This is a genomic window from Bacteroides difficilis (assembly GCF_048319815.1).
Lineage (GTDB): Bacteria > Bacteroidota > Bacteroidia > Bacteroidales > Bacteroidaceae > Bacteroides > Bacteroides zhangwenhongii.
Map to the genome: position 1 here is coordinate 3,338,645 of NZ_CP182814.1, position 14,370 is coordinate 3,353,014.

The 14,370-nt window shown below is 43.7% G+C and carries 11 protein-coding genes; 5 read left to right on the plus strand and 6 right to left on the minus strand.

Annotated elements, in window-relative coordinates; translation table 11 throughout:
* Positions 1-19 precede the first annotated feature (19 nt).
* On the plus strand, positions 20-2,584 hold the full coding sequence (locus ACNOGP_RS12695) for a glycosyltransferase family 1 protein (protein WP_418212944.1): 2,565 nt from the start codon (positions 20-22) through the stop codon (positions 2,582-2,584).
* Between the two features lie 153 nt (positions 2,585-2,737).
* Here ACNOGP_RS12695 and ACNOGP_RS12700 read toward each other — a convergent pair whose 3' ends face one another.
* Complete coding sequence (locus ACNOGP_RS12700; protein ID WP_143866972.1) at positions 2,738-3,841, minus strand: TlpA disulfide reductase family protein; 1,104 nt, start codon at positions 3,839-3,841, stop codon at positions 2,738-2,740.
* A 138-nt stretch (positions 3,842-3,979) separates the two neighbouring features.
* Here ACNOGP_RS12700 and potA point away from each other — a divergent pair, with 138 nt between their 5' ends.
* The 4 genes from potA to ACNOGP_RS12720 are packed head-to-tail and all read left to right on the plus strand — an operon-like array spanning position 3,980 to position 8,335.
* The gene (gene potA, locus ACNOGP_RS12705; RefSeq protein ID WP_418212945.1) at positions 3,980-5,371 is read left to right on the plus strand and encodes a polyamine ABC transporter ATP-binding protein; all 1,392 of its coding nucleotides are present in this window, start codon (positions 3,980-3,982) and stop codon (positions 5,369-5,371) included.
* A gap of 11 nt (positions 5,372-5,382) precedes the next feature.
* Positions 5,383-6,183, plus strand: a complete 801-nt coding sequence (locus ACNOGP_RS12710; RefSeq protein WP_007761808.1) for an ABC transporter permease — start codon at positions 5,383-5,385, stop codon at positions 6,181-6,183.
* Positions 6,177-6,971, plus strand: a complete 795-nt coding sequence (locus tag ACNOGP_RS12715) for an ABC transporter permease (protein ID WP_007752003.1) — start codon at positions 6,177-6,179, stop codon at positions 6,969-6,971. The genes ACNOGP_RS12710 and ACNOGP_RS12715 overlap by 7 nt, the downstream gene beginning before the upstream one ends.
* A 32-nt stretch (positions 6,972-7,003) precedes the next feature.
* Entirely contained in the window at positions 7,004-8,335 is a 1,332-nt protein-coding gene (locus ACNOGP_RS12720; protein ID WP_029425947.1) for an ABC transporter substrate-binding protein, read from the plus strand.
* Between the two features lie 18 nt (positions 8,336-8,353).
* Here the strand turns inward: ACNOGP_RS12720 and ACNOGP_RS12725 are convergent, their stop codons facing one another.
* From ACNOGP_RS12725 to fucI, 5 genes are all read right to left on the minus strand, one after another.
* A complete protein-coding gene (locus ACNOGP_RS12725; RefSeq protein WP_418212946.1) occupies positions 8,354-9,046 on the minus strand; it encodes a DNA alkylation repair protein in 693 nt (230 codons plus the stop codon).
* A gap of 109 nt (positions 9,047-9,155) precedes the next feature.
* Positions 9,156-10,472, minus strand: coding sequence for an L-fucose:H+ symporter permease (gene fucP / locus ACNOGP_RS12730; protein WP_287665605.1), 1,317 nt, complete (start codon positions 10,470-10,472; stop codon positions 9,156-9,158).
* Positions 10,473-10,477: 5 nt separating this feature from the next.
* Positions 10,478-11,917, minus strand: coding sequence for a rhamnulokinase (locus tag ACNOGP_RS12735; RefSeq protein WP_418212947.1), 1,440 nt, complete (start codon positions 11,915-11,917; stop codon positions 10,478-10,480).
* Positions 11,918-11,935: 18 nt separating this feature from the next.
* The gene (locus tag ACNOGP_RS12740) at positions 11,936-12,574 is read right to left on the minus strand and encodes a class II aldolase/adducin family protein (RefSeq protein WP_418212948.1); all 639 of its coding nucleotides are present in this window, start codon (positions 12,572-12,574) and stop codon (positions 11,936-11,938) included.
* A 16-nt stretch (positions 12,575-12,590) separates the two neighbouring features.
* Positions 12,591-14,366 (minus strand): L-fucose isomerase, encoded by a 1,776-nt coding sequence (fucI, locus tag ACNOGP_RS12745; RefSeq protein WP_195476998.1) that lies wholly within the window; start codon positions 14,364-14,366, stop codon positions 12,591-12,593.
* Positions 14,367-14,370: the final 4 nt, after the last annotated feature.

Here is a 14,370-nt window from a genome sequence, read left to right on the forward strand (position 1 = left end):
AAGTTAATTAAAAAACATTATGAAAATCAAAGTTAGTAATGTGAATATTCCCAACTGGAAAGAGGTTACTGTGAAATCACGTATACCGGTAGAGTTGGAGAAGTTGTCTGAAATTGCACGCAACATTTGGTGGGCATGGAATTTTGAAGCGACAGAACTGTTTAGAGATCTAGATCCGGAACTTTGGAAAGAATGTGGTCAGAACCCTGTGCTGTTGTTGGAACGCATGAGCTATGAAAAGCTGGAAGCTTTGACAAAAGACAAGGTGATTCTGAGAAGAATGAATGAGGTTTATACGAAATTCAGAGACTACATGGATGTGAAGCCGGATAGCCAGCGTCCTTCTGTTGCCTATTTCAGTATGGAATATGGTCTGAGCAGTGTCCTGAAAATATATTCCGGTGGTCTGGGTGTATTGGCCGGTGACTATCTGAAAGAAGCTTCCGACAGCAATGTTGATTTGTGTGCGGTAGGTTTCTTGTATCGTTACGGTTACTTTACGCAAACTTTGTCTATGGATGGACAGCAGATTGCTAATTATGAAGCGCAGAACTTCGGACAGCTTCCTATCGACCGTGTGCTCGATGCAGACGGCAAGCCGTTGGTAGTAGACGTTCCTTATCTGGATTATTATGTTCATGCTAACGTGTGGCGTGTAAATGTAGGACGTATCTCTCTGTATCTGCTGGATACGGATAACGAAATGAACAGCGAGTTCGACCGTCCTATCACTCACCAGCTCTATGGTGGAGATTGGGAAAACCGTTTGAAACAGGAAATCCTGTTGGGTATCGGTGGTATCCTGACTTTGAAAGCACTAGGTATCAAGAAAGATATTTATCATTGTAACGAGGGACACGCTGCACTGATCAATGTTCAACGCATCTGTGATTATGTAGCTACCGGATTGACTTTCGATCAAGCTATCGAGTTGGTTCGTGCTTCTTCTCTTTATACGGTTCACACTCCGGTTCCTGCCGGTCACGACTATTTCGACGAAGGTCTGTTTGGTAAATATATGGGTGGTTATCCTGCTAAAATGGGTATCTCTTGGGACGACCTGATGGATTTGGGACGTAACAATGCCGGTGACAAGGGCGAACGTTTCTGTATGTCTGTTTTTGCTTGCAATACTTCTCAGGAGGTGAACGGTGTAAGCTGGCTGCACGGCAAAGTGTCTCAGGAAATGTTCTCTTCTATCTGGAAAGGTTATTTCCCGGAAGAAAGCCATGTGGGATATGTGACGAATGGTGTTCACTTCCCGACTTGGAGCGCAACGGAATGGAAGAAATTGTACTTTAAATATTTCAATGAAAACTTCTGGTTCGACCAGTCTAATCCTAAGATTTGGGAAGCTATCTACAATGTACCTGATGAGGAGATCTGGCAGACTCGTCTGACCATGAAGAATAAGTTGGTTGACTACATCCGTAAGTCATTCCGTGATACTTGGCTGAAGAATCAGGGAGATCCTTCACGTATCGTTTCATTGATGGATAAAATCAATCCGAATGCATTGCTGATCGGTTTCGGTCGTCGTTTTGCTACTTACAAGCGTGCGCATCTGTTGTTCACCGACTTGGAACGTCTTTCTAAGATTGTGAACAATCCTGATTATCCGGTTCAGTTCCTGTTTACAGGTAAGGCTCATCCGCACGATGGAGCAGGACAGGGCTTGATCAAACGTATCATCGAGATTTCACGTCGTCCGGAATTTTTGGGTAAGATTATCTTCCTCGAAAACTACGATATGCAGTTGGCTCGTCGTCTGGTTTCCGGAGTTGATATCTGGTTGAATACTCCGACTCGTCCATTGGAAGCATCCGGTACATCCGGTGAAAAAGCCTTGATGAACGGTGTTGTTAACTTCTCTGTATTAGACGGATGGTGGCTGGAAGGTTACCGTGAAGGTGCAGGTTGGGCGTTGACTGAAAAACGTACTTACCAGAATCAGGAACATCAAGACCAGTTGGATGCTGCTACTATTTACAGTATCCTTGAAACTGAAATCCTGCCGTTGTACTATGCTCGTAACAAGAAGGGATATTCTGAAGGCTGGATTAAGGTTGTGAAGAATTCTATCGCACAAATCGCTCCTCATTATACAATGAAGCGTCAGTTGGACGACTATTATAGCAAATTCTATTGCAAGCAAGCAAAACGTTTCCACGCTTTGGCTGCCAATGACAATGCGAAAGCGAAAGAAATCGCAGCATGGAAAGAGGAAGTGGTTGCTAAATGGGATTCTATTGAAATCGTATCTTGCGATAAGGTAGAAGAACTGAAGAAAGGCGATATCGAAAGCGGAAAAGAATATACAATCACTTATGTAATCGATGAAAAAGGTCTGAATGATGCAGTAGGACTGGAATTGGTTACTACTTATACGACTGCAGACGGTAAACAACATGTTTACTCGGTAGAGCCGTTCAATGTGATAAAGAAAGAAGGCGACTTGTATACATTCCAGGTTAAACATAGCCTGTCGAATGCAGGTAGCTTCAAGGTGTCTTACCGTATGTTCCCGAAAAATCCGGAACTTCCACATCGTCAAGACTTCTGCTATGTTCGCTGGTTTGTTTAATTGAAAATGTAAGGTAGGGGGGAGGATTCTCCCTGCTACTTTATATATAAAAATTAGCCCCTGCAATCTCTGAGGATGCAGGGGCTAAATTTTTTCTGTTTGTTACAAAGAGCTTCAACACAGTCTGTTCCACCACAGATTAATAGTGGTGACTTATTTTACAACTTCTGCTATTTTGGCTTGTAGTTCTTCTCCATGGAGACCACGTGCGATAATAGTACCTTCACCGTCAATCAAAACGGTGTGAGGAATACTGTTTACAGCATAAAGTTGTGCACCTTCACTCTGCCAGAATTTAAGGTCGGACATTTGCGGCCAAGTCATGTTCAGCTTTTTGATGGCATCTTTCCATGCAGCGTCATCCTGGTCGAGAGATACACCTACGATTTCGAAGTTTTTACCTTTATATTTGGCATAAGTTTCTACCAGGTTAGGCATTTCACGACGGCAAGGACCGCACCAGCTTGCCCAGAAGTCAACCAATACCACTTTACCTTTACCTACGTAATCCGATAGTTTTACAGGTTTTCCATCCGGAGTCTTCATCTCGAAATCAATGAATTTCGTACCAACGGCAGTTTTTTTCTGCTTGTCAGTCAGTTCTTTGATTTTTACGATTGCTTCATCGTTCTGAAAGTTAGCCGGGATTTGTTCTAGCAATTCTGTATTTTCGGCAGTGGAATTGTTGTAGAAAGTCTGTTTGAACAAGAATATTCCTACTGGGTTAGTAATATTCTTTTTTACAGCTTCTTTGATGGCATTGTCATATTGTTCCTCCAATTGAGCGCCTTCTTTCTGTTTCGCTTCTTTTTGTTCGTCACTCAATGTAGTGTCACCCATTGCTTCATAGATGGCATTCATCTTTTTGCTGATATCATTGATCTGTCCTCTGAGTTCCTGGTAAGCGTCATTGTTGGCTGTACCGGTAGCAGAGTCATCATTTTTGCTTAAGGCAATATTGATCTTTCCGTTTTCGAGGAAGAAATCAATCATCAACGGTTCTCCGTTTACTTCGCAAGTGACATAACGGCTTACTACCGAATCTTGTGTTCCTTCGAAAGTAAACGTGCCCTTAGAAATCACGGCTGTATCGAGTTTGATCAGATTTCTGCCATTAGCTTCTTGAAGATAAACGGTGTCACCATCGGCTGCACCTTCTACTGTACCTGTAACAACATAGCCGGCTTTGTTTCCACCGGTACAAGCTACCATACCTAAGGCTGCCGTTGCAATGACTAAATAACTTAATTTTTTCATGCTTTTGTAAGATTAGTGAATAAATATTTATGCAAAGATAGATTATTTTTCTATCTGGCCTCGAAAAACACTGTTATATTAGATTAACACGTAGGTGAAAACCGCAGAAATGTGTACCTTTGCAACCCAAACTTTAGTATGAATATGCAAGAAGATAAATCCATCATTGAGGTGAGCCATGTATCGAAGTATTTTGGCGAGAAAACGGCATTGGATGATGTGAGTCTGAACGTGAAGAAGGGCGAGTTTGTCACGATACTTGGACCTTCCGGTTGCGGAAAAACCACATTGTTACGTCTCATAGCCGGTTTCCAGACAGCTTCGGAGGGCGAGATCCGAATTTCGGGTAAGGAAATAACACAGACTCCTCCCCATAAGCGTCCGGTGAACACGGTGTTTCAGAAATATGCCTTGTTTCCGCATTTGAATGTATATGACAATATTGCTTTCGGCTTGAAGCTGAAAAAAACACCGAAACAGACCATTCAGAAGAAAGTGAAAGCTGCTTTGAAGATGGTAGGGATGACGGATTATGAATATCGTGATGTTGATTCTCTTTCCGGTGGCCAGCAACAACGTGTCGCTATTGCCCGTGCCATTGTCAATGAGCCGGAAGTATTACTTTTGGATGAACCTTTGGCGGCACTTGACCTGAAAATGCGTAAGGATATGCAAATGGAACTCAAGGAAATGCATAAATCCTTGGGAATTACGTTTGTGTACGTCACTCACGACCAGGAAGAAGCGCTTACGCTGAGCGACACGATTGTTGTGATGAGCGAAGGAAAGATTCAGCAGATAGGTACGCCGATCGATATTTATAATGAGCCTATCAACTCGTTCGTGGCAGATTTTATCGGAGAAAGTAACATCTTGAATGGTACAATGATTCATGATAAACTCGTTTGTTTCTGTGGTACGGAGTTCGAATGTGTAGACGAGGGGTTTGGTGAGAATGTTCCGGTAGATGTCGTGATCCGTCCCGAAGACTTGTATATTTTCCCGGTATCCGACATGGCACAATTGACCGGAGTGGTGGAGACTTCCATATTCAAAGGTGTACATTATGAAATGACGGTACTTTGTGGTGGTTATGAATTCCTTGTGCAGGATTACCATCATTTTGAAGTAGGAGCGGAAGTGGGGCTACTGGTAAAACCGTTTGATATTCATATCATGAAGAAAGAGCGTGTATGCAATACTTTCGAAGGAAAAATGCTGGATGCTACTCATGTGGAATTTCTTGGCTGTAGCTTTGATTGTACTCCGGTGGAAAACATAGAACCCGACACAAACGTTAAGGTGGAAGTAGACTTTGATAAAGTGATTCTTCAGGATAACGAGGAAGACGGGGCGTTGACAGGTGAGGTGAAGTTTATCCTTTATAAAGGAGATCATTATCATTTGACTGTGTTGTCCGACTGGGACGAGAATGTGTTTGTAGATACGAATGATGTATGGGACGATGGCGACCGCGTAGGTATCACTATCCCCCCGGATGCCATCCGTGTAGTTAAAATAACCGATTAACAGGAAAGGAAGTGAATAAGAGGTTTTTAGTGTTTTTGTCATCACGTAAGAGTTGGGCGCTCCCTTACATTATTTTTTCGGCGATCTTTGTGGTCATACCGTTGTTCTTAATTGTTGTGTATGCATTTACCGATGATAACGGCCATTTGACGCTCGCCAACTTTCAGAAGTTCTTCGAACATCCCGAAGCTATCAATACCTTTGTCTACTCTATCGGTATTGCTATTATCACTACTATTGTTTGTATTTTGTTAGGGTATCCCGCAGCCTGGATATTGAGTAACAGTAAACTGAACCGTTCTAAAACGATGGTGGTTCTGTTTATCCTGCCGATGTGGGTAAATATCCTGGTGCGTACGTTAGCTACTGTTGCCTTATTCGACTTTTTCAGTGTGCCGCTGGGTGAGGGGGCATTGATATTCGGTATGGTCTACAATTTTATCCCTTTCATGATTTATCCTATCTACAACACTTTGCAGAAGATGGATCATAGTTATATTGAGGCTGCGCAAGATTTGGGAGCCAATCCTCTGCAAGTCTTTCTGAAAGCGGTTCTTCCACTTTCTATGCCGGGAGTCATGAGTGGTATCATGATGGTGTTTATGCCGACGATTTCGACTTTTGCCATTGCCGAACTGTTGACAATGAACAATATCAAACTTTTCGGTACAACGATTCAGGAGAATATCAATAATAGTATGTGGAACTACGGAGCGGCGCTTTCGCTTATCATGCTGTTGCTGATTGCAGCTACTTCCTTGTTCAGTACGGATGATAAAGATAACGCTAACGAAGGAGGAGGATTATGGTAAAGAAGATACTGGCTCAGGCTTATTTATGGATATTGCTGTTGTTGCTTTATTCTCCTATTGTGATTATTGTCATCTATTCATTTACCGAAGCAAAAGTACTGGGTAACTGGACGGGCTTTTCCACTAAGCTTTACACCTCGCTTTTCACTACGGGCACACATCACTCTTTGATGAATGCCTTGATTAATACGATCACTATCGCTCTGCTTGCTGCAACCGCCTCTACGTTGTTGGGGAGTGTGGCCGCTATCGGTATCTTTAACATGAAATCCCGTTCGCGTAAGGCGATTGGTTTTGTGAATAGTATTCCTATTCTGAATGGAGATATTATTACCGGTATTTCGCTTTTCCTTTTGTTCGTTTCAGTGGGGATTACGCAAGGATATACTACCGTAGTGCTTGCGCATATCACTTTCTGTACGCCGTACGTTGTGTTGAGTGTCTTACCCCGTCTGAAACAGATGAACCCGAATATTTATGAGGCTGCCCTCGATTTGGGAGCTACTCCTATGCAAGCCCTGTGGAAAGTCATTGTACCGGAGATTCGTCCGGGAATGATTAGTGGATTCATGCTGGCATTGACTCTGTCTATTGATGATTTTGCCGTGACTGTATTTACCATCGGCAATCAAGGATTGGAGACGCTTTCTACCTATATCTATGCCGATGCCCGTAAAGGAGGGCTGACACCGGAACTTCGCCCGCTTTCTGCCATTATTTTTGTTGTAGTGCTGGCATTGCTTATTGCGATTAATTACCGGGCAGGGAAAGCGAAGAAAAAAGATTAACGGATTACTAAATGTATTACTACGTAAATAAGATGAAAAAGATAATTCCTGTTATCCTGTTAGTGTTGAGTTTGACCGGGTGTTACAACTCCGGCGAGCCCCGTGAGCGGATTCTCAAGATTTATAATTGGGCGGATTATATCGGAGATAGTGTACTCGAAGATTTTCAAGCGTATTATAAGGAGCAGACGGGGGAGAATATCCGTATCGTTTATCAGACATTCGACATCAACGAAATCATGTTGACGAAGATAGAGAAAGGCCATGAGGACTTCGATGTGGTATGCCCTTCGGAATATATTATTGAGCGTATGTTGAAGAAACATTTGCTTTTGCCCATTGATACGAATTTTGCCCATTCTCCTAATTATATGCAGAATGTGGCTCCATTTATCCGTGAGCAAATCAATAAGCTGAGCCAACCGGGAGAGGAAGCGAGCCGTTATGCGGTATGTTATATGTGGGGAACAGCGGGAATCCTGTATAACCGTGCGTATATTCCCGATTCGGTCGCAACCTCATGGGAGTGTCTTTGGAATAGGAAGTATGCCGGAAAAATACTGATGAAAGATAGTTATCGTGATGCATACGGTACTGCTATCATCTATGCTCACGCGAAAGAGTTGGAAGAAGGAACGGTGACGGTGGAGGAACTGATGAACGATTACTCTCCGCGTGCGATGGAGTTGGCGGAGAAATATCTGAAAGAGTTGAAACCGAATATTGCCGGCTGGGAAGCGGACTTCGGCAAGGAGATGATGACGAAAAACAAGGCTTGGCTGAATATGACGTGGAGTGGTGATGCGATATGGGCGATTGAGGAAGCCAATGCGGTAGGAGTGGACTTGGATTATGTGGTTCCTGAAGAGGGGAGTAATATATGGTACGATGGTTGGGTGATTCCTAAATACGCGAAGAATCCGAGAGCAGCCAGCTATTTTATTAATTTCATGTGTCGTCCGGACATTGCTTTGCGCAATATGGATTTCTGCGGCTATGTAAGTTCGGTTGCCACTCCTGAGATTTTGGAAGAAAAGCAAGACACCACTCTCACATATTTTTCCGACTTGAGTTATTTCTTTGGACCGGATGCCGATAGTATACAGATTGATAAGATACAATATCCGGATCGCAAAGTAGTGGAACGTTGTGCCATGATTCGTGATTTTGGTGATAAGACCAAAGAAGTTCTTGATATTTGGTCGCGTATCAAAGGAGATAATCTGGGAGTCGGTATTACTATCCTTATTTTTGTTGTCGTTGCTTTGATGAGTGGTTGGATGATTTATAAAAGATGGCAAAGTTACAGTCGCCGTAAACAACAGAGACGCAGAAGTAGAAGGAAAAAAATAAAGAGGTCATAATGAATAATAAAATGCAGATTAACGCCTTTTCATACTTCGAAGAACATCTTTAGTTTTTTTATCTACGCGGAGAGATTCGATCGTTTTCTGCAATGATTTATTATAGGTCCAGTTATCCAGCTTACTATGTTTCAGATATTCCATTGTCTTTTCGGGGAACTTAACGAAACAGATTGATATCATCCAAGCCATAGCCATACGTGCATAATAAGCGTCATGGCAGAATGAGTCGGCGTATTTCAACAGTAGATCAATATGTCCTTCATCTATATAATGGAGAAGCATGACAATTCCGAAACGTAGCTCGAATTCTTGGGTGGATTTTAAATAAGGCTGTATAAATTGCCATACTGTTTCTTTTCCTTTTTTTACGGCAGTTTTCAGCTCGCCGCAAAATATGTCACAAACTGCCCAGTTATCGATACGGGGAACAAATCTCTCTACGTATTTCATTTGTTCGTCAAGTGCCGTTTTAGATCGTCCGATAACCATTCCTTGAAGCATAGCTTCTTCATAAAACTTGGTATCGGTTGCCTCGACAAATATACGCCAATCATCTCTTTTGGCTATTTCTTTGGCCATTACTCTCAGTTGTGGAATGCGTACGCCTAGAATATTTTCCGTTCCGGGAACTAAGGCAGAATGGAACTCCTGATACTTGGAATCTACTAACGCCTGTAACTCTTTTCGAATGTTTTCCGTTATAGTCATTTTTACATAACATGGTTATTTCACAAAAGTATAAAAAAAGAGTATGTCTTCACACTGAAGCATACTCTTTTTTTGCTTTCAAAGTAAAAGGTTGATATTTATCTTTATTTTACCAGTTTCTTTTCACTGTGCGATATCCGTATCCGATAATCACAAGGAAACAGATAAATGGCAGAATGAATGAAACATTGACAGCCGGAAGCCAACCGATTTCCTTCATGTCAATAATGCATGCCTGTAACGGTGGCAGGACGGAACCTCCCAAAATAGCCATGATAAGACCGGCTGCCCCGAATTTGGCGTCGTCTCCCATACCTTTCAAGGCAATACCGTAAATGGTTGGGAACATCAGTGACATACAGGCGGAAACTGCTACCAGACAGTAGAGTCCGAAAATGTTTTGAAGGAAGATGGTGCCCAATGTGAAAAGACCTCCGAAGATAGCAAGAATCATCAGTAATTTTCCGGCATTGAGATAACGCAGGATAAAGGTGCAGATAAAACGGCTGACACAGAAAATGACCATTGCTATGATGTTGTATTGCTGGGAAAGTACTTCTGCGCTTTTTTCATCCATACCGAAATCCGGTGACATGAACAGATGTGTTCCGTATTGGATGATAAATGTCCAGCACATAATCTGTGCGCCTACATAGAAGAACTGTGCGATTACACCTTCACGATAACGTGTTTCCATGAAAATACGTTTGAGAGTAGGGAAGAAGTCTATTTTGTGGTTCTGATCTCCGTTTTTAGGCATTTTGACAAGCCGTATGACGATGAGCATAGCCAAGATAATCAGTCCGATAATAAGGTAGGGGGCAATCAAAACTGTAAGGTCGCTTTCTTTGATAGCTTGAAATTCACTATCATTGAGCAGTGACCGTTCTTCGGTACACATCGGGTGTAATTTTGCCTGGATAAACTGCATTGCCACATACATACCCAAAAGGGATCCCATAGGATTAAAAGATTGGGCAAGATTCAAACGTCGTGTGGCTGTTTCCTCAGTTCCCATAGAAAGAATGTAAGGATTACAACTTGTTTCCAGGAAAGAAAGTCCGCAAGTCAGAATGAAGTAGGCGATTAGGAACGGGTAATATTCCCCTGTCATTTTAGCGGGGAAAAATAAGAATGCTCCGAAAGCGTACATTCCGAGCCCTAGCAATACACCTGCTTTGTAGGAGTATTTGCGGATAAATATTGCGGCGGGAAAAGCCATTGCGAAATATCCTCCATAAAAAGCTACTTGTACAAGTGCACCATCAGTAGCGCTCATTCGGAAGATTTTGGAGAATGCCTTTACCATCGGATTGGTAATGTCGTTTGCGAATCCCCATAACGCAAAACACGAGGTAATGAGAATAAAGGGAATAAGATAACTGACGCCATCTTTTGAGATGATGGACTGTTTAGTGTGTTTCATGGTCATTATAATTCTATTTTTTTAGGATGATAAACTTGTGGTGTAACGCTATGTCTTACAATCTCTCGCAGTTCGTGAAGATCGGATATCTCTCCTTTGGCCATTGCTTGCGTCAGGATATTTCCTATCGCGGTAGCTTCTACCGGACCGGCATATACGGGAATGCCAAGTGCGTCGGCTGTCAACTGATTGAGTAATTTATTTTGTGATCCTCCACCGATAATGTTGAGTTGGCGAATTGGAGAAGGAAGACAACGGTTGAGTTTTTCCACCGCTTGCTTATATTTGAAAGCTAAGGATTGGAGCACGCATTTCACCATTTCCGCTTTGTTCTGTGGAACCGGAAGGTCGTGTTGTCGGCAGTAATCCATAAGAGCGTTTTCCATATTTACCGGATTCATGAATAGTGCATCATCTACAGGGATGATGGAAGCAATCGTTGCTTCGGCTGCTTGTGGGATGAGCGTGTCATAGCTCTGTTCTTCACCACGTGTTTTCCATTCACTCATCAGACGTTGCAGAATCCATAAACCTGTGATATTTTGCAGGAACCGGATACGGCCTCCCACGCCACCTTCATTCGTAAACTGAGCCAGCCGCGCTTCCTCTGTCAGTATCGGTTCGTCTACTTCTACTCCCAACAGCGACCAAGTGCCGGAACTTAGAAATGCGATAGGAGATTCCGTAGCGGGAACAGCGGCAACAGCGCTAGCCGTATCGTGTGAACCTACTGCAATTACGTCTACAGATCCTAAGCCTGTTTCTTGGGCAATATCCTCTTTTAAAGTTCCTCTGATAGTACCCGGATAGATGATTTCGCCGAACAAATGTTCGGGAAGTCCGAGTGTACGAATGGTAGATAAAGACCATGTTCGTTGTCGTGCATCGAGTAGTTCGGATGTAGAGGCAATGCAATATTCATTGTTGGCTATTCCTGTCAGAAAGTAGCTGAAAAGGTCGGGCATGAATAAAAGCCGTTGGGCTGCGTCTAATTGCGCATCCTTACTTTTTTTCATGCTGTAAAGCTGGAATAACGTATTGATCGCCATTACTTGTATACCGGTATCGGCATAGTGTTGCTGCTCGTTTAGGAACTTGAACACTTCTGTCGGCATTCCATCCGTTCGTGCATCCCGGTAACAAACTGGGTTTCCTAGCAGATTACCATCCTTGTCAATAAGCCCGAAGTCGACTCCCCAAGTATCGATTCCGATTCCTTTAACGTCGTACCCTCTTTGTGCGGCCTGTTTTAATCCGGTCTTCATATCCTCAAACAAGGCGGGAAAATCCCAATAAACATGATTGCCGAGTTTAACCTGACGATTGGGGAAGCGGTGAACTTCCTCCAATTCCAGCTTACCGTGGAGAAGAGAGCCGGCGATAATACGCCCGCTTCCTCCTCCAAAGTCTGCTGCTAAATAAGTGTTTCTATGCGTATCTTTCATGGTATGTGTTTCCGGATACTATTTTGTTTTCTTTCCCAATACATAGATTTCCAGATCTTCTATCTCCGCCGGAGTCAGTACTGAGTAGTCTCCACCGGATTGGACAATGATACGGCAAGCCATTTCAAAGAAAGTAGCCCGTTCATATACCTGATCGAAATCTTTTCCGCATACCACTTGCCCGTGATTGGTCAACAACACGGAATTATGATTCAACATGGCTTCTACCACTGCTTTGGCCAGTTCCGGCGAACCGGGACGGTAATAGGGAATCACCGGTATTTCCGAACCTACATGGCAAGGAATTTCTGCCGTTACATTGAAGTTGGTCGGCTTGTTTTTCATGCAGGAAACGGCCGTTGCATATTCCGACTGAAAATGGAGAACTACATTTACATCCGGGCGTTCGCGAAGAATGCCCAGATGGAAGGTACTTTCCATTGACGGTTTTACTCCATTTGTAGAAGTGCCACTGGCAATATTGCAGATGGAAACTTTCTCCTTATATAAAGTCGGTACCCAAGACCCCGTACCTGAAATCAATGCTTCTTCACCAATTCGCCAAGAGAGATTGCCGCTACTACATAACATCAATTTGGCAGCTCCATAGCGATGTGCCTGTGATAGAAACTGTTCAATATGTTCGTTGGTAATCATAATCTGCGTTTTAATCTTATTTATAAATAGGACCGTAAGTTGTACAAGCTCTGTAGTCTGCACCCTCTTTGTCCATACCGAAAGCGTTCCATGCGGCTGGGCGGAAGATCTGGTCTTCTTCTACGTTGTGCATACATACAGGGATGCGGAGCATAGAGGCAAGAGTGATTAAGTCCTGTCCGATGTGTCCGTAACTGATAGCTCCGTGATTGGCTCCCCAATTGTTCATTACTGAATATACATCTTTGAAAGCCGGTTTATCGCACAGACGGGGAACAAACCAGGTAGTAGGCCATGTGGGGTCGGTACGCATATTGAGTTTTTGGTGAATTTCCGGGTCAATCTCAACTGTCCATCCTTCTGCGATTTGCAGGACAGGACCAAGACCTTTGACCAGGTTCAGACGCATCATAGTGACAGGCATTCCACCTTTTGACAGGAAATTGGATGAGAAACCGCCTCCACGGAAGTAGTCACGGTCCGCCGGATACCAAGTTGTTGCCTTCAGGCAGTTTTCTACATCTGCATCAGTCAGGTTCCAAGGTTCTTTCATCACCGGATTGCCTTCCGCGTCTACCGATTGACCGGAACCGTCGAGCGTAGTGGCACCGGAATTGATAAGATGGATAATACCGTTTGCTGCCAGACCGCTCAACTCTTTGCCGGTCACACGTTTCACGGCTTCGGGGCTCCAATAAGTACGCACATCTGAGAATATTTGAGCGCGATTAGTCAGCAAGTGACCGAACAGCATAGCTACACCGTTGCAGGCATCATTTTCAGTAGCTACTACAAATGCTTCACGGATACCGTTCCAATCGAAGGAAGTATTGAGTAAGGCTTCCGGATAGTCACCGTTCGGATAGAAGTCAGTCCATTGGCGTTGTCCCTGGAAACCGGCTGCGATAGCGTTATGTCCCAAAGCTTCTTCCTTGAATCCCATCTCTTTGAGTTTCGGGTTTCCGGTCATCAAGTCACGCATGATAATCATCATCTTTACGATAAATTCCCAGTCTGCGTCTTTCTGCTCGCGGGTTTTACGTTTTTCGGGACGGTTCTTGAAGTCATCGCCCTCGTTTACCTTGCAATACTTTTCAGTCCATGCCATTGCTTTGGCGTATTCTTCGTGGTCGTAGATACCCTCTTCCATGCGGCGGATAATCTCTGTCAGGTCGATAGATTCATTGCGCATACCCAAATATTCCTGGAAGAAATCAGGATTGACGATAGAGCCGGCAATACCCATAGATACGCTACCCATTGACAGATAAGACTTGCCCCTCATGGTGGCTACTGCCTGTGCGGCGCGTGCAAAGCGAAGAATCTTTTCCGCTACATCTTCGGGAATTGCGTTGTCGTCCAGATCTTGAACATCATGTCCGTAGATTCCGAATGCGGGAAGTCCTTTTTGTGCGTGTCCTGCCAATACTGCTGCCAGATATACAGCACCCGGACGTTCTGTTCCATTGAATCCCCAGACTGCTTTCGGGTAATACGGGTTCATATCCATTGTTTCCGCGCCATAACACCAACAGGAAGTTACAGTGATAGTGGAACCTACACCTTCTCTTTCGAACTTCTCTGCACAAGCTGCACTTTCGGCTACGCGGCCGATGGTACTGTCGGCAATCACGCATTCTACGGGACTTCCGTCACCGTTTTTCAAGTTGCTGCTGATTAATTCGGCTACGGCTTTAGCCAAATTCATTGTTTTTTCTTCAAGGCTTTCACGAACGCCACCCTGGCGACCGTCGATGGTGGGACGAATCCCGATTTTCGGATACTTTTTCATGGTT

Coding starts and splice junctions, on each gene's coding strand:
- ACNOGP_RS12695 (WP_418212944.1), top strand. CDS start 20: ATGAAAATCAAAGTTAGTAATGTGAATATTCCCAACTGGAAAGAGGTT.
- ACNOGP_RS12700 (WP_143866972.1), bottom strand. CDS start 3,841: ATGAAAAAATTAAGTTATTTAGTCATTGCAACGGCAGCCTTAGGTATG.
- potA (WP_418212945.1), top strand. CDS start 3,980: ATGAATATGCAAGAAGATAAATCCATCATTGAGGTGAGCCATGTATCG.
- ACNOGP_RS12715 (WP_007752003.1), top strand. CDS start 6,177: ATGGTAAAGAAGATACTGGCTCAGGCTTATTTATGGATATTGCTGTTG.
- ACNOGP_RS12720 (WP_029425947.1), top strand. CDS start 7,004: ATGAAAAAGATAATTCCTGTTATCCTGTTAGTGTTGAGTTTGACCGGG.
- ACNOGP_RS12725 (WP_418212946.1), bottom strand. CDS start 9,046: ATGACTATAACGGAAAACATTCGAAAAGAGTTACAGGCGTTAGTAGAT.
- fucP (WP_287665605.1), bottom strand. CDS start 10,472: ATGAAACACACTAAACAGTCCATCATCTCAAAAGATGGCGTCAGTTAT.
- ACNOGP_RS12735 (WP_418212947.1), bottom strand. CDS start 11,917: ATGAAAGATACGCATAGAAACACTTATTTAGCAGCAGACTTTGGAGGA.
- ACNOGP_RS12740 (WP_418212948.1), bottom strand. CDS start 12,574: ATGATTACCAACGAACATATTGAACAGTTTCTATCACAGGCACATCGC.
- fucI (WP_195476998.1), bottom strand. CDS start 14,366: ATGAAAAAGTATCCGAAAATCGGGATTCGTCCCACCATCGACGGTCGC.